This window comes from Pseudoalteromonas sp. G5_S1_54_S4, from assembly GCF_054968565.1.
The window spans coordinates 1-23,693 of sequence record NZ_JBQKUL010000037.1 but is presented as its reverse complement, the minus strand read 5'-3'; the positions used below and the strand labels follow the sequence as shown (position 1 = coordinate 23,693).

The 23,693-nt window shown below is 39.9% G+C and carries 17 protein-coding genes and 1 pseudogene; 12 read left to right on the top strand and 6 right to left on the bottom strand.

Translation table 11 applies throughout. From position 1 onward, the window contains the following. The first annotated feature begins 127 nt into the window (after positions 1-127). The 4 genes from ACTRWE_RS13880 to ACTRWE_RS13865 all read left to right on the top strand — a co-directional run bounded on the left by ACTRWE_RS13880 (position 128) and on the right by ACTRWE_RS13865 (position 6,947). On the top strand, positions 128-1,180 hold the full coding sequence (locus tag ACTRWE_RS13880; RefSeq protein WP_253944044.1) for an RND family efflux transporter: 1,053 nt from the start codon (positions 128-130) through the stop codon (positions 1,178-1,180). Beyond that, positions 1,181-4,255 carry an efflux RND transporter permease subunit gene (locus tag ACTRWE_RS13875; protein ID WP_462880152.1) on the top strand — a complete coding sequence of 1,025 codons (3,075 nt, stop codon included), beginning with the start codon at positions 1,181-1,183 and terminating at the stop codon, positions 4,253-4,255. It begins immediately after the preceding gene. Next, on the top strand, positions 4,248-4,553 hold the full coding sequence (locus ACTRWE_RS13870; protein ID WP_138626364.1) for a DUF3240 family protein: 306 nt from the start codon (positions 4,248-4,250) through the stop codon (positions 4,551-4,553). The genes ACTRWE_RS13875 and ACTRWE_RS13870 overlap by 8 nt, the downstream gene beginning before the upstream one ends. A gap of 120 nt (positions 4,554-4,673) precedes the next feature. Beyond that, the gene (locus ACTRWE_RS13865; RefSeq protein WP_462880151.1) at positions 4,674-6,947 is read left to right on the top strand and encodes an EAL domain-containing protein; all 2,274 of its coding nucleotides are present in this window, start codon (positions 4,674-4,676) and stop codon (positions 6,945-6,947) included. Positions 6,948-7,064: 117 nt separating this feature from the next. Here the strand turns inward: ACTRWE_RS13865 and iadA are convergent, their stop codons facing one another. The 3 genes from iadA to ACTRWE_RS13850 form a co-directional block, all read right to left on the bottom strand. After that, positions 7,065-8,231, bottom strand: a complete 1,167-nt coding sequence (iadA, locus tag ACTRWE_RS13860) for a beta-aspartyl-peptidase (protein WP_013464620.1) — start codon at positions 8,229-8,231, stop codon at positions 7,065-7,067. A 12-nt stretch (positions 8,232-8,243) separates the two neighbouring features. Continuing rightward, complete coding sequence (gene yfcC / locus ACTRWE_RS13855) at positions 8,244-9,647, bottom strand: putative basic amino acid antiporter YfcC (protein WP_462880150.1); 1,404 nt, start codon at positions 9,645-9,647, stop codon at positions 8,244-8,246. A 141-nt stretch (positions 9,648-9,788) separates the two neighbouring features. Next, complete coding sequence (locus tag ACTRWE_RS13850) at positions 9,789-12,716, bottom strand: TonB-dependent receptor domain-containing protein (RefSeq protein ID WP_350607895.1); 2,928 nt, start codon at positions 12,714-12,716, stop codon at positions 9,789-9,791. Positions 12,717-13,066: 350 nt separating this feature from the next. On the opposite strand from ACTRWE_RS13850, the gene ACTRWE_RS13845 reads away from it, so the two are divergent. Together ACTRWE_RS13845 and ACTRWE_RS13840 are read left to right on the top strand one after the other, a co-directional pair. Beyond that, positions 13,067-14,767 (top strand): cyanophycinase, encoded by a 1,701-nt coding sequence (locus ACTRWE_RS13845; RefSeq protein ID WP_350607894.1) that lies wholly within the window; start codon positions 13,067-13,069, stop codon positions 14,765-14,767. A 90-nt stretch (positions 14,768-14,857) separates the two neighbouring features. Next, positions 14,858-15,409: a flavodoxin family protein gene (locus ACTRWE_RS13840; protein WP_350607893.1), complete on the top strand. Its 552-nt coding sequence runs from the start codon at positions 14,858-14,860 to the stop codon at positions 15,407-15,409. 58 nt (positions 15,410-15,467) lie between these two features. Here the strand turns inward: ACTRWE_RS13840 and ACTRWE_RS13835 are convergent, their stop codons facing one another. After that, positions 15,468-16,061, bottom strand: coding sequence for a hypothetical protein (locus ACTRWE_RS13835; protein ID WP_013464625.1), 594 nt, complete (start codon positions 16,059-16,061; stop codon positions 15,468-15,470). 388 nt (positions 16,062-16,449) lie between these two features. On the opposite strand from ACTRWE_RS13835, the gene ACTRWE_RS13830 reads away from it, so the two are divergent. Beyond that, entirely contained in the window at positions 16,450-17,943 is a 1,494-nt protein-coding gene (locus tag ACTRWE_RS13830) for an acetyl-CoA hydrolase/transferase family protein (protein WP_013464626.1), read from the top strand. 39 nt (positions 17,944-17,982) lie between these two features. On the opposite strand, the gene ACTRWE_RS13825 is transcribed toward ACTRWE_RS13830, so the two are convergent. Continuing rightward, entirely contained in the window at positions 17,983-18,342 is a 360-nt protein-coding gene (locus ACTRWE_RS13825; protein WP_350607892.1) for a winged helix-turn-helix transcriptional regulator, read from the bottom strand. A 121-nt stretch (positions 18,343-18,463) separates the two neighbouring features. Between ACTRWE_RS13825 and ACTRWE_RS13820 the strand changes: the two genes are divergently transcribed. The 5 genes and pseudogenes from ACTRWE_RS13820 to ACTRWE_RS13800 all read left to right on the top strand — a co-directional run bounded on the left by ACTRWE_RS13820 (position 18,464) and on the right by ACTRWE_RS13800 (position 22,006). Beyond that, positions 18,464-19,045: an NAD(P)H-dependent oxidoreductase gene (locus ACTRWE_RS13820; RefSeq protein ID WP_109874855.1), complete on the top strand. Its 582-nt coding sequence runs from the start codon at positions 18,464-18,466 to the stop codon at positions 19,043-19,045. 11 nt (positions 19,046-19,056) lie between these two features. After that, positions 19,057-19,608, top strand: coding sequence for a redoxin domain-containing protein (locus ACTRWE_RS13815; protein WP_010392826.1), 552 nt, complete (start codon positions 19,057-19,059; stop codon positions 19,606-19,608). Positions 19,609-19,699: 91 nt separating this feature from the next. Continuing rightward, entirely contained in the window at positions 19,700-19,948 is a 249-nt protein-coding gene (locus ACTRWE_RS13810) for a hypothetical protein (RefSeq protein ID WP_350607891.1), read from the top strand. Between the two features lie 141 nt (positions 19,949-20,089). Next, positions 20,090-21,326: pseudogene (locus ACTRWE_RS13805) on the top strand (IS256 family transposase). 137 nt (positions 21,327-21,463) lie between these two features. Continuing rightward, complete coding sequence (locus ACTRWE_RS13800) at positions 21,464-22,006, top strand: methyltransferase (RefSeq protein ID WP_350608482.1); 543 nt, start codon at positions 21,464-21,466, stop codon at positions 22,004-22,006. Between the two features lie 17 nt (positions 22,007-22,023). Here the strand turns inward: ACTRWE_RS13800 and ACTRWE_RS13795 are convergent. Further along, positions 22,024-23,693 (bottom strand): putative bifunctional diguanylate cyclase/phosphodiesterase (locus ACTRWE_RS13795; protein WP_462880149.1); only part of this gene is annotated, 1,670 nt, incomplete at its 5' end.

Here is a 23,693-nt window from a genome sequence, read left to right as displayed (position 1 = left end):
AAAATCAGGGTTTATAAGCATATTAAGGCGTTTGCCTGATGATTTAACCGTCTAAAAAAGTCATGGTTGATTCTATAAAATTAATCAAATGTGAACAAACTAAATGCTGTTAAATTTTACAAAAAAAATGCGTCATTTTTTGCGTATTCAATATACGTTATTTTTCTTCTTTACGGTGACTTTATTAACATTTAATCCTGTGTTTGCTTCGCAAAATTTAGCACCTGTAGGGCTTTCGTCACTCAGTGGTTTTGATGTTGAATTTGCGCCGATTCAAAAAACAGAGTTTATTAACGGGCAAAGTTTAATTGGTGAAGTTAATTTCAAACCTGGGGTCAATTATACGGTGCTGTTTGCGTTTGATGTACAGCAGGTTCGTTACTTATACCCTAACGGCCGCATGGTTGAAAAGGGCGCCACGATTGCAAGCGTTGAGGGCAGTGATGTACACCATTTTTTAGATGCCTATCAATCAGCAAAAGACATGCTCGCTATTGCTAAAAGCCATTACGACATAAATCAACAACACTTAAAAAACAAAATAATAAGAAGTTCTGAATGGGTTGAAATCACAAAAAGCTACTTTGAAGCCAAGCTAAATTTTGAACATATGCAACATCAAATGGCATTTTTAAACATTGATGATAATGAAAACGTGACCTTAGTGAGTCCAAAAACAGGCATTTTAAAACTCACTAATGAGTCGGGAAACCGTGTGATGGGTGACACCGCGTTTGATATTATCGATGCAAGTAGTATTCGCGTTAAGATTAAAGTTCCTCTTAGTTTTACCAACACGTTAGCGCATTTCAAGCTGTCACAAAGTTGCAGCTTAAATATTGAAAGCTATGACAGTATTGCAGATAAATACCATCAAATAGTGTGGGCGTCGCCAAGCTCAAATGAGTGCCAGCTTAGACTGGGGCAAACTATCAAAGTCACACCGGTAAATAAATTAACGGGCTTTAAAATAGCAAAGTCAGCGGTGTTTGAATTTGAAGATGTTAATTACATTGCTTTAAAGTCTGGCGATAACCTTGAGTTACTTCCGATTGAGCTCAAAGGTACACAAGGCAAAGACTATGTATTTACTGCTAACAAAAACCTAGATGATCAGCAGGTACTAATAAGCTCGGTAAGTGCGCTACAAGGTATGTTGCTTCACTTAGGGAGAGAGTAAATGTTAAACCTGCTTATTAAGTTTTCACTTACTCAGCGTTTGTTTGTGAGTATTTTTGTTATTGTTGCTATGGCCATTGGTGCTAAATCTTGGTTAAGTATTCCGGTGGATGCTTTTCCAGAAATATCGCCCACCCAAGTTAAAATAGTGTACAAATTACCCGGCATGAACGCCCTTGAAATAGAATCGCAAGTAACACGGGTGATTGAAACCGAATTACTGGGTATTCCGTCACAGCAAATGCTGCGCTCTACCACTAAGTATTCTATTACCGATATTACCATTGACTTTGAAGAGGGCACCGACATTTATTGGGCCCGTCAGCAAGTTAATGAGCGTTTATTAAATATTTTACCCACCTTGCCCAGTAATATTAGTGGCGGCATGGCGCCAATGAGCACGCCTTTGAGCGAGGTGTTCATGTTTACTATAGAAAGTACTCACTTATCGCTGATTGAAAAAAGAGAGCTTTTAGATTGGCAAATTCGTCCATTACTGCGCACTTTAACCGGCGTTGCAGATGTAAATAGCCTTGGCGGCTTTTCAAAAACCTATGAAATACTTCCCAATACTTTATTGATGCAACAGCATCAAGTCAGCTTTGATGAAATGAAGTTGGCAATCACGCAAACGAATCAAAACGGTGGCATAGGGCGCTTAGAAAAAGGCAACGACACCTTAATTCTGCGCACTGAGGGCAAATACACCGATATAACCGCCATTGAAAATACCGTGATTAAGTCCACTCAAAATAAGGTTATTCGGTTAAGTGATATTGCCACGGTACATGTTGGCAGTTTAACCCGTTATGGCGCAGTCACTAAAAACAGTGAAGAGGCGGTACAAGGGCTTATAATTGCGCTTAAAAATAGTAATACAGCGCAAGTTGTTGCAGATGTAAAAGATAAACTTCGCACCATTGAAGCGTCATTACCGCAAGGCACAAAAATTAATGTGTTTTACGACCGCTCTAACTTAATAAATACCGCAATTAGCACCATTACCAGCGCACTAGGCCAAGCAATTATTCTAGTAATAGTGTTACTTGCCTTGTTTTTAGGTGATATTCGCTCTTCATTGGTGGTGTCTTTGTCTTTACCTATGTCGGCATTGCTGACGTTTATAATGATGAAGCAGTTTGATTTATCGGCTAATTTAATGAGTTTAGGCGGCTTAGTGATTGCCATTGGTATGCTGGTGGACTCATCGGTAGTTATTGTTGAAAACATAGTGAATCGGTTGGCTAACAATCAGCACCTCCCTCGGCTGCATGTTATTTATCGCGCCTGTAAAGAAGTCGCGGCGCCAGTGTTCTCAGGCACAATTATTATTATTATCGTGTTTTCACCGCTATTAATGTTAACAGGGTTAGAGGGCAAGTTATTTACCCCAGTGGCGCTCACTATCGTGTTTGCCATGCTAAGTGCGCTGTTGTTGTCGTTAACGGTTATTCCAATTTTAGCCTCATTGTTATTAAAAAATGAACCCGTAACCCAGCCTAAAATGGTCACGCTATTACAAGGTTTTTATACTAAAACACTTGCCCAAGCAATTAAAAAGCCGGTGGCTATTAGTGTTATATCAGTTGCTGTTTTAGTGCTCAGTGGGGTGTTATTTCAGGGACTTGGTAAAAGCTTTATGCCCGTTTTAGATGAAGGCGACATTATTGTGCAACTGGAAAAATCGCCGAGTATTTCCTTGCAAGCCTCGCTGGATATAGATAAACAAATTGAAGCCACACTGTTAAAAAACACCCCAGAAATCGTACAAATTGTTGCCCGTACCGGATCCGATGAACTCGGGCTTGATCCTATGGGATTAAACGAAACCGATGTGTTTATGGAATTAGCGCCAAAAGATACGTGGCGTTTTGACTCCAAAGCGCGGCTAATCGAGGATATTCGACAAACACTTGCGCAATTTCCAGGGGTAAATATTGGCTTTACTCAACCAATACAAATGCGGGTATCAGAAATGCTCACCGGTGGCACCGGTGATATTTCGATTAAAGTATTCGGTAATGACATTGCGACACTTGCCTCATTAGCTGAAAAAATCACGGCACTTGCCACTAACATTGACGGAGCAAGTGATGTGCAAATGGCGCTTATTGAAGGGGGTAAATACGTAAATATTAAACTCATTCCTGAGGTTGCTAGTCAGTTTGGTTTAACCACCGAAGGATTAAGCGATTATTTAAAGTCGCAATTAGAAGGCTTACAGGTATCTGCACTGCAAGAAGGAAACCGCGTGATCCCTATTGTGTTTAATGCACAAAAAGGCGACAGCGCAGCACACTTTGAGTTATCGTCAATGAGCGCATTAAAACAAAAGCTAATTTTAATGCCCGACAACAGCCTACTACCACTTGAAGAGGTGGCTAATATTAGCTTTAAAACGGGGCCATTGTTAATAGAGCGAGAAAAAGCAAAGCGCTTTGCTTCTGTAAGCGTTAATGTGGATAACCGCGATGTGGTTAGTTATGTAAATGAACTGGAAGCTAAAATTAATAGCAGCATAAAGTTACCCAGTGGTTTTACCTTGTCGTTTGGTGGCGAATTTGAAAGCCAGCAACGTGCAACACAAAACTTGCTGGTGCTTATTCCTGTGGCATTAATACTAATTTTCATTATTTTATTTACCACGTTTAAATCCTTATCTAAATCAACGCTGATAATTGCTAATATTCCGTTTGCGTTAATGGGGGGAGTGATTGCCCTGTTTATTAGTAATGAATACCTGTCGGTGCCTGCATCGGTTGGTTTTGTTGCTTTACTTGGCGTAGCGGTACTCAATGGTATTGTGATGATCAGCTACTTTGAGCAAATGAAAATGTTTTCTGCCAATGTAACGCAGCGCATTTTAGATGGCGCAAGCAGACGCCTTCGCCCAGTGTTAATGACAGCCACAACCGCCATGTTTGGTTTACTGCCACTGGTATTTGCCACCGGCCCTGGCGCTGAGATTCAAAAACCATTGGCGATTGTGGTTATTGGCGGGTTAATTACCTCAACAATTACAACACTTTATTTATTACCTATCTTTTATGGTTGGTTGGAGAAAAAACATGGCTGAACAGTTACTTTTTACCCTAAATGTACCCACAAACATAAAAGATGACGTGGTTGATATATTAATTGGCATAGAGTGCATTACCGGCTTTAACTTAAAAAACATTGAAGGCTACAGTAAAGAGCACAGTGAATTTGACATTGCCGAGCAAGTAGAAGGGCATCGCAGCTTTTATCAGTTTGAGGTGCATATATTATTACCTGAACTTGCCATAGTAAAAACGGCGTTAAGCCCTGTTTGTAAGTACACGCCGTTAAAATATTGGGTTACGCCTATAGTTGAAAGCGGGCATATTGTTTAGCTTTTTGTATTAGGTTTATTTTATAAGCTACTTCAATTGGATTGATATTTGAGCTTATTTAATTGATCTTAACAACTTATCAATGTTTAATGAGGCGATATGTCTTAACTGATTTTTATTATGCACTTTCTCAATAAGTACTTCTTACTTAACGATCATCATACTGCCCATGATGAAGTCGCACACTGGCGGGTGAGTGCACTACGGATAATTTTAACTCTCGTTACTTTGCTCTGTTTTTTGGTCGTTTGTTATACATACACCCGCGCAATTGAATTTAACCTAATTTATATTGCAGTTATTACTATTAGTTTTTTCACTATTGCTTTTAGTCTTTTATTAGCAAGTAAGCGATTTTACACATTTAGTGCAAATGCACTTCTATTAACTATCGTTGCCGGTAGTTTATCAATGAATTTATTTTTAACTGACTTAGAGCTTGCCAAGGTGGGTTCTATGTTTATGTATTCATGTCCCATCATTGCTCTTATGCTACTCGGTTACAGAACGGCTTTGGCCTACGGTATTTTAAACATCATACCTTTTTACATGATTATTAATAATGTTGATTTATCCGGCTATTCAGGAATAGCAAGCCAATTACCAGAAGCTGACTTATATATTACAGGCCTGATATTTTTATTTTTTAATATTTGTATCCCACTTGCCACTGCGCGAACAATTGTTGCTGCCAAACGTTTAAACAAAACCATGTTAAATGCTAATAGCTTCCTTAAAGATAAAAACGAGCTTTATCGCACCTTATTTACTGAATCTAATAAAGCTAAAATTATTGTCGACGAAAATTTAGTAATTACAGATTTAAATCAACATGCTATTGAAATGTTTGGATTAAAAAACAGCTTGAAAGAAAAGGCTGTAAGAATTGATGGGTTATTCCCTGCACTTAATAGCAAAGAGTTAAATATAAAAAATCAAATCATAGAATATAAGAGTCGCTACTATAAGAGTAATTATCAGCAAATAGCAATGAGTACAAATTACCGAGTGTATGACTTTTATGATTGCACGCAAGAGCAGTTAATTAAACAAAATTTGTCTATGATGGAGCAAGAGAACAAACGTCTAAGGTTTAGAGACTCGCAAACGAAATTGCCTAATCGAGAGTGGTTTGAGATGCAATGCGATAGGTTAACGTCTAAATACCAAAAAGGGTTTTATATTGTCGTTACACAAAGCGCAAATAGTGAATATTTAAATTTAAAACTTAACAAAGCTGACTCGCAATCATTGTTAATTACTGCTTATAAGCGCTTAAAAGCAATGTCAGAGGGACCTTTGCTTTGTGCGTATATAGAAGGTGGCAAACTTGGCTTTATTATTGGTTCAAGCTCAAGTGAACAGCAAAACAAGTTATTAATACAAATTAAAAGCACCTTAGATCAAGCTTATGATGTGCTTGGTACTAATTACCAGCAATCATTTTTATTTGGTTTTGCTAAGTGTCCTGAGCATGGTGAAAATAGTGCGATTGTTCTTAGTAATGCGTGTGAGGCGCTTAAACTCGCAGACTATAACTCGCCATTTAATGGTTACAATCAAAAACAATCACAGGCCTTTATGGAAAAGTATGAAATTTCCATGTTACTTGATGAAGCTTTGCAACAAAATGATCTGTCAGTACATTATCAACCTAAAGTGAATGCAAAAGGTGAATGTATAGGGCTTGAAGCATTAGCTCGTTGGCATAGCTCTGTACTTGGCAGTGTATCGCCCGCTGTATTTATTCCTATTGCAGAAGAGTATAGAATGATTAGCCGATTAACGGACTTAATTATTCAAAAAGTCTGCGCTCAAATTGCCCAATGGGGTAAAGTTGGTTTGCCACTTTTACCCGTAGCAATAAACATATCTTTGCTCGATTTTAGCCAAGCTGATTTTATGTCAAAGTTGGTAAAATATTTGGCGGATTTTAATGTAAAACCGAATCAAATAGAATTAGAGCTTACTGAAACGTCACTTGAGGCTAACCAAGTTCACTCCTTAAAACTTATGCAAACTCTGCAAGATTGGGGGTTCACTATTACAGTGGATGATTTTGGTGTTGGATACTCGAATATTGCACGACTTGCTGATTATCCCATTGATAAACTTAAATTGGATCGCTCTTTAATAAGTAAGGTTACAAGCTCTACACGCCAAAAAAGCTTAGTTAAAGCCGTGCATGTGATGTGTGATGAACTTAATATTAAGTGTGTAGCCGAGGGAGTAGAAACCGAAGAACAGGTCCTAATAATGTCCGAAATGGGATGTAAAGAGTTTCAAGGCTATTACTTTTCTAAACCTATGAGTGCTCAGGTCTATGCTGAATATATAAATCAAAATGGTCTGCTTTTTACGACAAAAAACTTAGCTACGGCGAAAAGTAGCTGAATTTAACAACTAGGTTCTAGTGACCTTGTTGGATTGATATTTGTTTAAACTAGGGTAATAAACTCTTTGGTGTTAAATGCTGCTGAAATATCTCAGCAGCATTTTAGCTGTACTAGCTTATTCAAACACTCCTTTTATAACTGCATGGGTGTTTTGCACCATTAATGTGCCGTTAGCCCATACATACTCAGGGGTTAGGGTCTCTTTATCGAGAAGGACAACATCCGCGTCGCTCGCTGCTTTAAGACGGCCTTTATCAACTCCTAAAATATCGGCAGGATTACTGGTTATGCTCATTAAAGCGTGTTCAATAGGGACGTTATATTCTTTGACTGCTTGCTGAAACGAGGTTAATAAAGATGCCTCTTTGCCCACCTCAAGCCCTAATAAATTAAAGTCTTTATCAAAAATAGGTAAACTGGCATGGCCATCTGAGCTCATAGTGAGTTGATTTGGTGCTACGCCTTGTTCTAAGCAGTAGGCAAGGGCATGGGCTGCTGCATATTCACCATGGGCTAAATCATAGTCGGTTGTGCTGGTGGTAAAGTCGATAGTACCGCCCTGATCACAAAAGTGAATACCGGCATCAAGAAGTGCTTTATTGCGGTTCATATGCGTAGGGTAAAACTGTTTAAGCTTAATATCACTTTGCTCAGCCACCTGATGTAAAATAGTTAAATGGCTATCAACAGGACCGACATGAATACTCACGGTGCCTTTTTTACCACTGAGCATACCGGCTACTTTAGCCTCTGCTGCCAATTCTGCTAATTGCTGTACCGTAGGTTGGCTACTACGATGATCAGAAATCGCCACTTCGCCAACACCTATAAATTCTTCTATATACATGATGTCGTCAGTAATTGAGTGGGTGAGTGTTTTCGCGGGTAAATGATACGAACCGGTATGGCAAAATACATTCAGCCCTTGCTCTTTAAGGCCTTTTGCTTTGGCAACCAAATTGGTCAGCGTACGTGAGCTTGAATCGGTACCCAGTGCGGCCACCACCGTGGTGGTGCCCGATAAGGTTGCATCGGTTAGGTTCATTTCAGGGGTGCGGCTGGCAAATCCAGCCTCGCCACCGCCACCGGTAATATGCACTAACGAATCAACAAACCCCGGCGCAACCAGCTTATTTTTACCGGCAATCCGTTTGACGAGTACACTGCTGTCGAGGGTTATATTTTCGTCAATAGCAATGATTTTACCACCGCCAATTAAAACATCTTGTGTGCCTAGGAAGGTGGGTGCATAAACGGTTGCACCTTGAATTAAAGTTAACATAACAAATTCTTTTTATTGATAATTAATAAAGTAAGCAAGAAATATAAAGCCGCTTGCTAATACAAAAAGTGCTAGGGCAAAGCGCCAAATAAACGCAGCCCATTCTCCCCAATCTAATTTCACTACCCCTAAACAACCAATTAAACTAGCTGAGGTGGGAATTAAAATGTTGGTTAATCCATCGCCTAATTGAAAGGCCAATACCACAATTTGCCTTGATACATTGAGCAAATCGCCAAGTGGAGACATCAGTGGCATAGTGATGGCAGCTTGCCCTGAACCCGATGAAACAAAAAAGTTAAATACACTTTGAAACACCAGCATTCCCCAAGCTGCAATGTAATCTGGCACGCTGGCTATGCTGCTTGCACAGTAATAAAGTAGGGTGTTAAGGGGTGAGGGAGTGGTTAAATCACTACCCCCTAATAGTAATACAATGCCTTTAGCCAATGCGACCAATAACGCCGCTGGCAATAATTCTTGTGCACCGTGTTTAAACGCATCCGCGCACTCATTCGCGGTTAGCTTTTTAAACACGATGGCAATTATTGCACTGATAAGGCCAATACAAAAAAACTGTGCAGCAAGCTCAGGAATATAATATTGGCGCGCCATCACCCCCCATACAACCCAAGCTATGCCCAATACAAACACTAATAATGTGAGTGCATCGGCTAGGCTAAGTTTAATTGTTGGCTGATCACCCGTTTTTTGGGGTTGTGTTTTTATCCGTTTTGCATAGCGCATAGTAAACACAAGGCCTACAAGGGTAAAACAAGCCCATGCTAACATACGAAAGCCCGCACCTGAAAACACTGGGATTTCAGCTATCGATTGCGCTATAGCAATGCTAAAAGGGTTCATCCATGAGGTGGCAAAGCCTATTTGCGTGGCCACATAAGTTGTAAGTACAGTGACTTTAGCGTCGTAGCCAAGTTGTTGCATAATAGGAAGCAGCACAATACAAAAGGCAATAGCTTCTTCGCCCATACCAAAAACCGCGCCGCCTAACGAAAATAGTAAAAACAGTAAGGGAATAAACAGCCATTCAACCCGTTGGGTCTTATTAATAAGTGCCATAATACCGTTATTAATCGCACCGGTTTTCATAATAATGCCAAAGGCACCGCCAGTGATTAAAATAAACGCCATTACGCCAATCGCTGCACCATATTTATCACCCGACACGAGGCCTTCAAACAATACATTAGCTAAACCAACCTCGCCACCTTGTGCAAAAACAGGTGGTGATTGTTGGTCGTTAACGGCTTGATATTGTGAAAGCTGCACAGTATGGCTGTCAGGCTCTGCATTAAATACCCCAGGGGTAATAAATACCGTGGCCATATAGGCAATCACTGCCACGCAAAGCAAAATGATGCTTGCATCGGGCATAGAAAATTGTTTTTGTTTCATAATTTCACTTTAATAAAAGGTCATTGTGTTGATGCGTAAATAAACGCTTAAACGTACTTTAGCACTTAATAGGCAGTGTCACTGTAGCCATGACCTGTAATAAAAGGAATGCCGCAAAGCGTTTGCTTTGCGGCTAAGCGGTTAAAAACGGTAGCTAATACTTAATTTGTAATTAGCACCTAGGGCATTATGGTTGATTGAATCAAAGCCACGGCTTGAACCATAAAGTGTGGGTGGCTCTTTATCAAAAATATTATTGATGCGCGCGCGCAAAGTCAGCGATTTATTAACATAGTAACCCGCAGATAAATCCCAAACGAGCCAGTCATCAACCTGATGCTCACCTTTTGAGTCTAATACGCCAAGTGAATCTAGCTCATCAATTTCACGGCTACGCAGGCCTTCTATATCATCTTCGTAGCTGCTGGTGTAGTTTGCACCTAAGTTAAGGTAGTAACTTTGCGCTTCCCAATCTATTGACATACGCGCAATATTTTCAGGATAACGATAAGTTCCCACCAGCTTCTCTAACGAGTCAGACCCCGGTTTATTACGTTCAAACTCAAGGTAATGAGTGCCGTCAAACGCAAAGGTTAAATCGCCGCTTGGTAATACAAACCTATGGTCAAACTTAAAGTCTATGCCAGCTAATGTTTGTGTACCAGTGTTTTCAAGTGGGATTGCATGATCGCGAAACAGCGGTAAAAATAGCTCGTCATCACGTGGGTTAAATTCATCTATATAACTGCTTAAAATCTCAGTTAAATTAGCGCCGTCTTGCTCTATGTTTAAACCACTGTTGTCGGTGACATCACATAATGCTTCATCGTACGATATGCCTTGCTCGCCCGGTGGTACAATGCCACAGTGACGAAGTGACGCATCGGTTATGGCGCGATCTAACACAGCGGTCATGTTGGTATCGATTACTTCTTCATGATCAAACTGCCAATAATCAATGGTTAAATTAGTATTAGCCGAGGGACTCCATGCAAAGCCAACACTAATAGCCTCAGATTCTTCTGCATTTAGATTTGGATTACCTAACTCTAACGAATTAACACTCACTTGGGTGCCATCACCCATACAGTATAAATCGGCTACAGCTTGGTTTGCACCACAGTCAAAAGTAGATTGTGTGGTTCTTAATTTAACGCCAGCCTGCGTTAATGATGGTGCTCTAAACGAGGTTGACCATGAACCTCGAACAACCAACGAATCAGTTGGGCGATAGCTCAAACCTATTTTAGGATTAAAGGTGCCACCAAAGTCATCGTAATGATCGTATCGACCTGCTGCTTGCAGCTCTATTTGCTCACTCAGTGAAATACTTAATTCAGCAAACGCTGCATATTGAGTGCGATCGGCTTCTGATAAACTAGAGCCAAAGCCAAATACATCAACAAGATAGTCTTTATCTGCTTGAGCTTGTGAATTAAGCGAAGGAATGTCGCTTAACTCTTCACGGCGTGCTTCTACCCCAAATGAGGCATAGGCAGGTAGGTCGTTAAAGGTAAATAGCTCACCATTAAAATTAGCATCCCAGCCGTAAACTGTACTTTCTCCGCTGCGTGTTGGGCGAGCTTGCGCTGTTGCCAAAACGGCATCATTAGCGGCGTCGCCTTGAAGGAAAGGGTTGTAAAAAGGCAGCAGTTCTCCCGATGCACAGTTTAAGTCAGTACCGTCATAACTTGCCAGCGTACCGTCTGAACATAGCTCGCCGGTGATAGCGCCATGGAACTGGTAACGATTATAAACCCCTGCAATCGCTTCTTGCTCTGAACGTGAGCGAGAAAAGGTTACCCCAGATTCCCAACCCCAATCACCAATTTCACCACTTAGACTGCTTACCAAGCGAAAGTTTTTCGTTTCTACTTCCACCGTTCTTGGGGCATTAAAGCGCGCATCAAATGCAAAACCATACACTTCTCGACCACTTTGGGTATCAAATGGGTCAATGTAGAGTTGATCTAATAAATCATTACTACCATCGGCATTATCGTAAATAAATAAGGCGTCTTCTAAAACATACGGGCCATCGTCGTCATTAATTTGGTTAATAGGTGAGGGCGATGAGTACGCTTTTGCCTTGGTCTGACTGTAAAAAAAGTCAGTATGCCATTGCATACCACCAAGCTCACTATTAAACATAAAGCCGGTTGAAAGGCTTTCAAATGGCGTTTCTAGGTAATCATCTTGATTAGGGTAGTAAGCACAAATTTGTTCATCAAATTCAGTAGTAACTAATTCGGTTTTGCAGTTTGGTGATGGAAGTTCGTTCCCATCTCGGCTGCTGAAGTAATAAACATTAGGTGAGTTCTCCAGCTTAGGTAAATAGGAGTAACCATTCGCTAAAGAGGGAGAGGCCGTGTAATTACGATCGGTCGCTTTAAAAGCGTTACGGTCATATATATCAGCAAATACCGTTAAATTACTTTCGCCTATTTTTGTACCATAAACTAAGTTTAATTGTTTTTTACTTTCGTCATGCTGATCAAAGCTATCGGCAAACGAAGTATTGATTTCAGCGCCTTCAAAATCATCTTTTAAAATATAGTTAATAACACCTGCCACAGCATCGGCACCATAAACGGCTGATGCGCCTGTGGCTAAAATATCAATGCGCTCAATGGCGGCTAGTGGAATAGAGTTTACATCTACAAAGTTTTCAGTACCTGCAGCAAATGAACTAGGTGCAACTCTTCGCCCATTTATTAATGTCAGCGTTGCTGATGGCCCCATGCCTCTTAAGCTCGCTGCTGATTGACCCGCTGGTGTTGAAGTAGACGTACCGCCACTTTCAGAGGTTGAAAATGTGCCGCTTCCGCCCTTAAAAACAGATAAATCTTTGAGTAATTCATGAATGGTATTAGCGCCAGAGCGTTTGATTGCATCTTGGTCTAGTACGGTTAATGGGATAGTTCCTTCAAGATCAACGCCTTTTAAGCGAGATCCTGTTACTTCTACTCGTTCAATGTTGGTGTCGGTGTTGGTTTCTTGTGCATGTGCAAAAGTGATCGGGTTCAGTAATGCGCTTACTGTGGCCGCAATTGTTAGTTGACGAAACATCTTAAATACCTTTTGTCTTTTTAAGCGCACAAAAACATACAAACAGATCTGTGGCTTTTAATTGTTATATTTTTAGACAGGGCAGTGGTGAAATGACACGCTAAGCCCCTCACTGTGAAAAAGTGAGGTGGAGGGCTACTCGTCAAACCACTCCGAAAGGTAGTGTGGTGAGTAGAAATATGTTGTAAGCAAACGTGCTTTTTTAAACATAATTCTCATTCCAAAAGGTTTTTGACAAAGCCAGCAAAGGGGTGCTAGCTTACTCGCGTTTTAAAGTTCCTTTTTTTTATAGCAAGTGAGAGACGCTCTCGCAAGTTATTTCTTATAATTTTTTACATGAGTATAACATAATGGAACGAATATATTTACCAAACAAACGGTTAGCTAAATCACGCATAATAACGGCTGTTTTTTCGTTTTTTATTGCTTTTTCGCTGCAGTTAAGCGCAAAAGAATCTGAACAAACGTTAGTATTAGTCGGCGGTGCACTCACAACGTGTGTTAGTTTAAGCCCTAAAAATTGTGAAAAAAACACACAAATTCCGGGTAAAATACATAATGTATTTGCGCTCTCCCACGCTAAAATTAGTCAAATAAAGCAACAATGGCCAAGTAAAAATACGCAAGCTAAAAACAAAACTATTAAAAATTTAGCAACAATGCAGGCTAAATCATCACCCACATTGTCAAAAAAAGAGCTGTTATGGTTATGGCGCGATATTGATAGTAAACAGCTCAATAGTTTAACGGATCAAGAATACAATTTTGTAATAGATATGCTTGAAGTAGCGCAGCTGCAGAGCGACAATACGCGACTAAAAGAGCAGGTCAATACCGCGCTTAATAGCGAATCCGCCGCGACAGATATTTTGCAATTTATATCGGGCAGTTTAAAAGTAAAAAGTACTAACCCGAGCATACTAGCCATTACCGCCTCAAGCAGAGACCCTTATGAATCTGCTGATTTTTACGAAGGATTACTTCGTTTTCCCAATATAAATTCACAATGGCTTGCATTAACTCCTGCGCTTGCTAAAGCAATAACTACCAATAAATGTGATGATTTAAACACGCTTAGGCACTCTGAAATGGGGCTATATCAACGTGAACATATTTACCCTGATCGCACTCAAGCAGAATATTTGCTGTGTAAAAACGGCACAGACGCTTTAGTGCAGCTAATCAAAAATAGTACCGGTGTTATGTTTAATGGCGGCGATCAAAGCTTAACGCGCAAGGTATTGTTTGATGAAAATAATCAGCCATATCCATGGACAAAAGCGTTACAGTCTCGCCCTGTTGTTGTAGGTACAAGTGCAGGCACCGCAGTGCAAAGTGGCGGGCAAGCGCACGGTGGTAATGTGGTTATGATCACTAATGGCACAAGTTTATCGGCATTGAAAGAAGGCGCGCAAGCCATTGATGCACCCAGTGAGCGCTCAAACAGCGATAGTTTAACTTACAACCGCTTTGGGGGTTTAGGCACATTTAGTTACGGTGTACTCGATACACACTTTAGTGAGCGAAACCGTACATTAAGACTAGGCACCTTGCTCGACAGCTTCAGTGCAAATCAAGCTCAACCCGCATTTGGTTTTGGTGTAGACGAAACCACCGCCTTAGTGGTTATTAAATCTGAATCAGGGAATTTAATGACCGTAATTGGTAAAAATGGTGTGGTGATGGTTAAATCAACAGGGCAGGCTCAGGCTGAAACTAAAACCTACAGTTACTCGTACTGGCCTGCTGGCAGTGTGATTGATATTAAAAATAATGATTTTACCTTAAGTCAGCGCAGTATTAGCCAAGCATTGCCAGCAATTAAAATACCGCCTTTGCCGGTTCAGCGTTTCGGCAGTATTTTAACGGATGCCAAATTGCGCTCTTTAACGCAAGCCATGTGCTTGAGCCAAGAACAAACAGCTGTTGGTCAGCAAGATGCGTTTATTATTAGTCTATCAACTAAGCCTGAGTCGGCTTATCACCGTATTAGTGCTGAGCAGTATGGCTGTGCGGTGAGTAATTTAGAAATTTCAGTGAGTACCTTTTAATTTAATTAAACACGCTGCTTAGTTGATTTTAGATTAAGCGGCCATACTATATTTAAAGCGTGTTATTAAATCACAACAAAAGGAAGGTTCATGAGTAAAGTAGCGGTTATTTATTTTTCTGGATATGGCCATACCAAAAAAGTGGCGGAATTTGTGGCTGATGGAGCAAACGCTCAGCTTATTGCAATCGATGAAAATGGTGATATTAAAGACACCGATTGGGATGCATTAAACAATGCAGACGCCATTATTTTTGGTGCACCTACCTATATGGGCTCATACCCTTGGCAGTTTAAAAAGTTTGTCGATGCCACCTCTAAAGTGTGGTTTACCATGGGTTGGAAAGATAAAGTGTTTGGCGGTTTTACTAATAGCGGCAGCCTAAATGGCGACAAACAAGTCACCCTAATTAGTATGCAAACGTTAGCTTCACAGCATGGTGGAATTTGGGTAAGCCTAGGGTTACCACCCGCCAATAAATTGGAATCAACCCGTCAAGACATCAATAACTTAGGCGGTTCGGTTGGCGTATTAGTACAATCACCTACTGATGCAGATGAATCTGCAATTCCATCAGGCGATTTAGAAACGGCTCGTTTATACGGTGAGCGCGTTGCTGAAATAGCAAAACGATTAAAGTAAAAATGACCTAAATTTAGTTTATTTAATCCGTAAAGCCACACTTAATTAGTGTGGCTTTTTAGTTTGATAGCCCCAGTTCTTGCTTATGCTCAAGTTGATATAAGCTTGAATATTCACGTTTATGCACTTCAAATAAATACGCTCTCAGCTGCTCTTTACCATGGTGAATATGCTTTATTTTAGCTGCTATGCCACACTCACTGTGCCTAACGGGTTCTATGTCTAATGATATAGCCGCTTCATTGGGTAAAATAAATTGCATATTTTGTAACTCATCAAGTTCACTGTTTATTGATGTGGGTTTTAAAAATATTCCTGTGCTTGAGATAGATTCAATGCAAAAACCTTGGCTTTGAATATTTAATTCACTTAATCGCCAGCTACGTTGAGTGCCTTTAGTATCAATCACTTCTGGGGCAGCTAACACAGTACTGAAATGGCCTAATTCATCAGTTTTAAATTGAAGTGGAAACCACAGTTGGTAATGAGCTACTTCTGCTAATAGGGTTAATTTAGCCTGACCAAGTAAATGCGCAATACCATCTGGTATTGATGTTTGTACTGTTAGTTTTGTTTCATTAATTAATGCTGTACTTTGACTAGGTTCAAACAACCCAGATAAAAAGTTAATTTCTTCGTCAGACAAATCCATGTATTTTCCTTAATACGTAAATCCTAGATTCTATTCCTTACAAGGTTACTGCCCAATGAATGACCAGTTTATTATTTTGTAAGATTTGGCCTGTACGGCTTTATTTTTATACAATTTATAATTTCAGCTTTCCTGGCTGAATTTATAAGCAATTGATTTAACTTAATTATATTTTCTTTTAAGCTTGTTTAGTTAAATCACTGAATAAATCTTTTGGTATTCTAACCCCAATAACAGCAATAAGTTAAGTAATAAAGTGTACAAAATTAAAGCGCTCTGCAACGTTTTTATACCAACTATGCGTAAATGAGACTTAGGTCTAGCTTACGAAGCATAAGGAAATACTTAGAATAGCGCCCAAATAATAATGGGGTTTAAGGGGTTCCAAATGCAATTAGAACGAATTCGTCGTAGTGACTTACACAACAAAGTGATGTCTGCAGAGCAGGCCAGTTTATTTATTAAAGACGGCATGACCGTGGGCATGAGTGGCTTTACTCGTGCTGGTGAAGCGAAAGCTGTACCACGTGCACTTGCCGAGCGTGTACGTGAAAACCCAATGAAAATTAACCTAATGACGGGCGCGTCATTAGGTAACGACTTAGATAAGCTACTTACTGAATCAGGTGCGTTAGCGCGTCGTATGCCATTTCAGGTAGACAGCACATTACGTAAAGCAATTAACAACGGTGAGGTCATGTTTATTGACCAGCATTTATCAGAAACTGTTGAACAGTTACGTAATCATCAGTTAACTATGCCAGATGTAGCGGTGATTGAAGCCGTTGCTATTACAGAAGAAGGCCACATAGTACCTACAACGTCAGTGGGGAACTCAGCAAGCTTTGCTATTTTTGCTAAAGAAGTAATTGTAGAAATTAACATGTTACATCAGCCAGAGCTTGAAGGGCTGCACGACATATACATTCCGTCGTATCGTCCTACGCGTACTCCAGTGCCGCTAGTAAAAGTAGATGACCGTATCGGTAGTACTGCTATTCCAATCGATCCGGCTAAAATTGTGGGTATTGTATTTACCAATCAAAGTGACTCATTTTCAACAGTAACCGACCCAGATGCCGATACCGCCTCTATTGCACGCCATTTAGTTAACTTTTTTAAAGAAGAAGTAGCGCAACAGCGCATGCCTGCAAACTTAGGCCCATTACAAGCGGGTATTGGTAACATAGCCAATGCAGTCATGATGGGTTTATTAGACTCAGATTTTAAAGACCTCACTATGTACTCAGAGGTACTACAAGATTCTACCTTTGACTTAATTGATGCGGGTAAACTTAATTTTGCCTCTGGGTGTTCAATTATTTTATCAGAGCGTTGTAACGCACAAGTATTTAATAACCTTGAAAAGTACCGCGATAAGCTAGTACTTCGCCCACAAGAAATGTCGAATCACCCTGAAATTGTGCGTCGTTTAGGTATTATTGCAATTAACACGGCACTTGAGTTTGATATATATGGCAACGTTAACTCAACTCATGTGTGTGGTACTAAAATGATGAACGGTATTGGTGGTTCAGGCGACTTTGCACGTAATGCGCATGTATCGGTGTTTGTAACTAAATCAATTGCTAAAGGCGGCGCTATTTCAAGCGTGGTACCTATGGTAAGCCACGTCGATCATACCGAGCACGATGTTGATATTTTAGTGACCGAGCAAGGCCTTGCTGATTTACGTGGATTAGCGCCACGCGAACGGGCTGTTGAAGTAATTAAACACTGTGTACACCCAGATTATCGCAACGCCATGCTTGACTACTACGAGCGTGCATGTGTTCGTGGCGGTCATACGCCTCATATTTTAGAAGAGGCATTCAGCTGGCATACCCGCCTTGAGCAACAAGGCACAATGAAGCAAAGCTAATACATAAAACCCCGCATCTGCGGGGTTTTTATTTTGTAATTAGTCTAAAATATTAGACTCAGACCAAACTCTAAGATCGTGAAGAATTCCTAGTGCAGAGCGCCCAAACTCAGTGAGCTCGTAGGTGACAGCAATAGGTCTAGTGCTGATCACCGTCCTTAAAACCATCTTATTGACCTCTAACTCTTTTAAACGTTGATCTATCATTTTTTTGCTCGCTCCACCTAACATTCGAGTTAGATCATTAAAGCGAACAGGTTCATCTTTTAAGTGATAAATAATAGAACTTGTCCACTTCCCGCCAATTAAGCGCATTCCTTTTTCAATAGCACAAGGTTCTAAGCAGGCATTTAAAACTTTTTTTCTTCCCTTACTATCTGTTTCTATAGAGCTTTCCAAAATTTAACCTCTAAAATAGGGTGGTTACTAAAAGTATACTAATTGAATCTATTCTTCAGGTAACTATTATATACCACATTAAAGTAAAGACCAATTTTTGTACTATTTTTGGAGAGATCACATGAGCAAGGTACTCATTATAAATGCACACCAATATTATTCTTTTTCAGAGGGCAAATTAAATGCCACCCTAGTTGATGTAGCATCATCGATACTGATAGAAAAAGGCCATGAAGTTAAAACCGTAACTATGACAGATAGTATTGATGTAGAGGCACAATTAGCACTTCATCAATGGGCTGACGTTGTCTTACTGCAATCACCTATTAACTGGATGGGCGTGCCATTTTCGTTTAAAAGATATATGGACGAGGTGTATACAGCCGGTATGGGTGGCGCCATGTGTAATGGCGATGGTCGTCACCAGGACGACCCAAAAAGCGGTTATGGCACAGGTGGCACACTTAAAGATACTAAATATATGATGTCACTCACATTTAACGCACCAGAGGAGTCATTTAACAATTCAGAAGAATTTTTTAATGGTAAAAGTGTTGACGACTTAATGTTCCCAATGCATATGAACTTTAAGTTTTTTGGTATGACAGCAATGCCTACCATTGCTTGTTTTGATGTTATGAAAAACGCCGATATAGATACTGACTTAGCGCGCTTTAAAGCACATATAAGTACACACTTTTGAGAGGAAACACAATGACTAATGCATCACAGTATACAAATAAACTTCTTCCGGGGAGTCGTTTCCCAAAGATTAATTGCCCTGTACTAAATAGTAACGAAGTAGAGTTAGGGCGTGTCCAGCAAGACGCTGCTTGGCAAATGGTGGTTGTGTATCGTGGCCAGCATTGTCCTATGTGTACGCAGTATCTAAATCAGTTAGAAGAAATTAAACAGTCATTACAAGACATTGGAGTTTCTTTAATTGCTGTATCGGCCGACAGCGAAGCGCAGTTGTTAACACATAAAGAGAAGTTATCAGTGAGTTACCCCATTGCGTTTGAATTAAAGCCTGAACAAATGAATGCGTTAGGGCTGTATGTTTCTCAACCTCGCAACGCTCAAGAAACAGACCATTTATTTGCTGAGCCTGCTGTGTATGTAGTGAATGAACACGGTACAGTACAAGTTGTTGATATCTCAAATAATCCATTTGTAAGACCAGATCTGTCTACTTTATTGCGAGGTATAACTTGGATTAAAAACCCTGATAATAATTACCCTATTCGTGGAATGCATAAAGGTTAATATTTGATGGTTTAAGTTTGCCACTATGATCTGTAAAATAACTGCATATTATTTACAGACTCGCTATGGCGAGCAACACAGAGTAACCATAATGGAAAACAAACTAACTGCAATCGATACACTCGCTGAACTTGAAATTTTTTTACTGCAAGTGGAAAACGGCGGTTTAGGTTTAACTGGCGTAGCAGGCGTGGGCATGGCAACTAATAATGCCGACGGCAGCCGTTTTGTCGCGGTGTTTGATGACAAGCAACAACTTTTATTAGCCCGTGAAATTACCGAAGAGATTTTTCAAAGCGGCCAAGATATGGTGCGCAACGGCGTAGGGCGTAAGCATTAATTCCTTGCTACTAATCTAAAAAGCGCCAAATGGCGCTTTTTTTGTGGTTTATTTTAAACAGTTGTTAAATATAAAATAATTTATAGGTAGTGTTTAGAAATCTGTGTCATTTCAGTATTATTAAGAAAACAGGAGTGACACATGACTCAATCTTTCGACTTCAGCAAAGCATTAGCTGAACTTCAAGCTGGTAAAGGTCTTACTGGCGAAGACGGTGTTCTAACACCATTAATCAAACAACTCACCGAAGCGGCTCTTAAAGCTGAATTAGAGCAGCATTTAGAATCTGAGACCGAAGTTAACCGTAAAAATGGTTCAACCAAAAAAACAGTTAAGTCATCCATAGGTCAATTCGAACTTGAAACGCCCAGAGACCGTTCAGGTTCGTTTGAACCTCAGCTTGTTAAAAAGAACCAAACCAAGTTAACGCCTGAAATTGATGAGAAAATTCTATCTATGTTTGCTTTAGGTATGAGCTACCGAGATATTCGAGGCCACATACAGGATATGTATGGCGTTGAAGTATCAGAGGCCACCATCACTGCCGTAACAGACCAACTGATACCAGAGCTTAAAGCATGGCAAGCGCGCAGCTTAGACACGCTTTACCCGTTTATCTGGCTTGATGCCATTCATTATAAGATTAAAGAAAATGGGCGCTACGTGAGTAAGGCTATTTATACCGTACTAGGTGTCAATATCGAGGGCCGCAAAGAGTTACTTGGTTTATATGTCTCTGAAAGTGAAGGGGCTAACTATTGGTTATCAGTATTAACAGATTTACATAATCGTGGTGTATCCGATATTTTAATTGCCTGTGTTGATGGACTAAAAGGTTTCCCTGAAGCAATAGCAACAATCTATCCTGACGCCGAAGTACAGGAGTGCGTTATTCATCAAATTCGTAATTCGATGAAGTATGTTGCTTCATCGAATTACGAATTTGATGAAGTATGTTGCTTCAAAGCACCAAAAAGAGTTTATGACTGACTTGAAACCCGTTTATAAGGCTGCCACTAAAGATGCAGCAGAAGCCGCTCTTACCGAGTTAGATGCCAAATGGGGCAAGTTATACCCTATCGTTATCGAGTCTTGGCGTCGTAAATGGGGCAATCTGTCGGTTTACTTCAAGTATCCAGATTACGTGCGTAAAGCTATTTATACCACAAATGCAATTGAAGCTGTACATCGCCAGTTTAGACGACTCACCAAGACTAAGGGAGCATTCCCTAATGAAAACAGCTTGATGAAATTATTGTATGCAGGCATATTGAATGCCTCGAAGAAATGGACAATGCCAATCCATAATTGGAATCTGACATTGTCGCAATTGGCCATCCACTTCGAAGGTAGGTTAGATGGTGTGCTAGATATTTAGCAACTTAGGCTGACACAGAATTCTGAACGCCCTCAATTTATACTAACGGTGCTCTTTGTAATGGTTTTACTATATAGAAACAAATAATCGATAAGGTGAGATTATGATGATTCAACCGTTATCAGGTGTTAGTTAGTATGGACTTTATTGCTATCGGACTTTTCTTTTTAGTTCTTCTAATCGCTTTATCTATTGTTTGGAGCACGCTAAAAACGGGAATTTCACCGATGATGAGCTCAAGCAAAGCGCGCCAAACTATGCTTAATGCAATAAGCATGGATGAAAAAGGCGCATTAATTGATTTGGGTTCAGGTTGGGGGACACTCGTTATAGCGGTTGCCAAAAATCAGCCTAATAAACAGGTTATTGGCTATGAGTTATCGTGGTTTCCTTGGATGGTTTCAGTGCTTTTTAAATATAGTTTGGGTTTAGGTAATCTTACCCTCTATCGTAAAGACTTCAAAAATGCCGATCTTAGTTCTGCGTCTACTTTGGTATGTTACTTGTTTCCTGGTGGTATGGTAGCGCTTGAAGATAAGTTAAAGCATGACAAAATTAAAAATAAAATCACTATTGTGAGTAACACTTTCGCTTTACCTTCATTTAAACCAACTAACGTTATCAAGCTTAAAGATTTTTACCAAACGCCAATTTATGTATATCATTGGCAATCCAAATAGAGGGATATTATTTATGGTCAGTGTTTAGTTGATGTCATATTTTTTATCCATAAGTTCATGTTATCTGCAGACATTGGTTTGGCAATATAATAGCCTTGCCCATGATAGCAACCCATATCTATAAGTACTTTTTCTAGCTCTTGCGACTCGATCCCCTCTGCTATTAGGTTAAACCCAAATGCTTTACTTAGCGCCACGATACACGTAACTATGGACTTGTCTTCATGGTCTGATAGGAGCTTTTTAACAAAGCTTTGATCTATTTTTAATGTATCTAAAGGTAATTTTTTTAAGTAACTCAAAGAGGCGTAACCTGTACCAAAGTCGTCTAACGCAATACTTACACCTAAATTTCTACAGCCATTGAGAACGTCGACTGCTTGGTCAACGTTTCCAATTGTAGTGCTCTCTAAAATTTCTAATTCGAGGGTTTTTGGTTTTATATTATTAGTGCTGATGAGTAACTCTCTGAGGTTTTCAACAAAGCCCTCACTAAGTAAATGAGCTGGAGAGATGTTTACACTCATAGAAAGATGATTTCTTGTCCAAATTTTATGTTGTTTTAAGGCCTCAGCAAGTACCCATTCACCAATTAATATACCAATGTGTGGGTGCTCTAATGCCTCTGAAAAGTGACCAGGGTAAAGTAAACCCAAAGTAGGGTGATTCCAGCGTATTAAGGCTTCAACGCCAATTAACTGGTGATCCATTAAATTTACCTTTGGTTGATAATGTAAAATAAACTCTTTACGAGCAATGCCTTTTTCAGCAGCCAATAACAAATCATGTCTTGCATGCCTTAGGCTTTCTTCCTCTGGATCAAAAAACAGAATCCGGTTTGTTCCTGATCTTTTTGCTTGGTACATAGTTTGATCGGCTCTTCGTAAAATGTCATCACAAGTTAAGCCATCATCACTGGGAAGTGCAACGCCGATGCTGACTGAAATTTGAACGGAGCACGAAAACTCTGCTAATTTTATAGGGTCGTTTACCTCAATCAGCACGTCTTGTAACAGAATCTCATATTCTTGTATTGTGTGCGCAGCCCCTCTTAATAAAAGGATAAACTCATCTCCACCAATACGCGCTAGTGTATCTTCCTTGCGTAATGTGTTTTGTAGCCTTTGGGCAATGGTTTTCAACACGAAATCACCGGTTTCATGACCATATTTGTCATTAATGGGTTTAAAGTTATCTAAATCTAAATAGGCAACGGCGAGCTTTTGCTGAGATGTAATGGCCTGTTGAAGTTGATCAATTAAAATTGGGCGGCTTGCTAAGCCTGTTAGGCTATCGTAATGTGCCATGTTATGAAGTTTTTTTTCTAAGCTTGCGCGTTGAATGGAACTAGATATAGAGTGTATCAACTGATCGCTTTTTAATTGGTTTTTAAGTAAATAATCGCTTGCCCCTAGGCGCATAGCTTCTGCTGCTATTTTTTCATCCCCTAAGCCCGTGATCATAATCACAGCACAGTGGTTATTTACAGACTTTCTAATATTATCCAGCAGAGTAAGCCCCGATCCGATACCTAATCGGTAATCAACTATGACGCAATCAAATTCCCTATGCTCAAGGTAAGACATAGAGCTTTCAATAGAAGATGCTTCTGAAATTTTAGCCTGTATATTAGAGCGTGATATCATACGGCGTATTTGTTCTCTATCAACCGCATCGTCATCAACAA

Excerpts from the sequence above, each read along its gene's own strand:
- ACTRWE_RS13880 (WP_253944044.1), top strand. The coding sequence starts at position 128 with ATGCGTCATTTTTTGCGTATTCAATATACGTTATTTTTCTTCTTTACG.
- ACTRWE_RS13875 (WP_462880152.1), top strand. The coding sequence starts at position 1,181 with ATGTTAAACCTGCTTATTAAGTTTTCACTTACTCAGCGTTTGTTTGTG.
- ACTRWE_RS13870 (WP_138626364.1), top strand. The coding sequence starts at position 4,248 with ATGGCTGAACAGTTACTTTTTACCCTAAATGTACCCACAAACATAAAA.
- ACTRWE_RS13865 (WP_462880151.1), top strand. The coding sequence starts at position 4,674 with ATGCACTTTCTCAATAAGTACTTCTTACTTAACGATCATCATACTGCC.
- iadA (WP_013464620.1), bottom strand. The coding sequence starts at position 8,231 with ATGTTAACTTTAATTCAAGGTGCAACCGTTTATGCACCCACCTTCCTA.
- yfcC (WP_462880150.1), bottom strand. The coding sequence starts at position 9,647 with ATGAAACAAAAACAATTTTCTATGCCCGATGCAAGCATCATTTTGCTT.
- ACTRWE_RS13850 (WP_350607895.1), bottom strand. The coding sequence starts at position 12,716 with ATGTTTCGTCAACTAACAATTGCGGCCACAGTAAGCGCATTACTGAAC.
- ACTRWE_RS13845 (WP_350607894.1), top strand. The coding sequence starts at position 13,067 with ATGGAACGAATATATTTACCAAACAAACGGTTAGCTAAATCACGCATA.
- ACTRWE_RS13840 (WP_350607893.1), top strand. The coding sequence starts at position 14,858 with ATGAGTAAAGTAGCGGTTATTTATTTTTCTGGATATGGCCATACCAAA.
- ACTRWE_RS13835 (WP_013464625.1), bottom strand. The coding sequence starts at position 16,061 with ATGGATTTGTCTGACGAAGAAATTAACTTTTTATCTGGGTTGTTTGAA.
- ACTRWE_RS13830 (WP_013464626.1), top strand. The coding sequence starts at position 16,450 with ATGCAATTAGAACGAATTCGTCGTAGTGACTTACACAACAAAGTGATG.
- ACTRWE_RS13820 (WP_109874855.1), top strand. The coding sequence starts at position 18,464 with ATGAGCAAGGTACTCATTATAAATGCACACCAATATTATTCTTTTTCA.
- ACTRWE_RS13815 (WP_010392826.1), top strand. The coding sequence starts at position 19,057 with ATGACTAATGCATCACAGTATACAAATAAACTTCTTCCGGGGAGTCGT.
- ACTRWE_RS13810 (WP_350607891.1), top strand. The coding sequence starts at position 19,700 with ATGGAAAACAAACTAACTGCAATCGATACACTCGCTGAACTTGAAATT.
- ACTRWE_RS13800 (WP_350608482.1), top strand. The coding sequence starts at position 21,464 with ATGGACTTTATTGCTATCGGACTTTTCTTTTTAGTTCTTCTAATCGCT.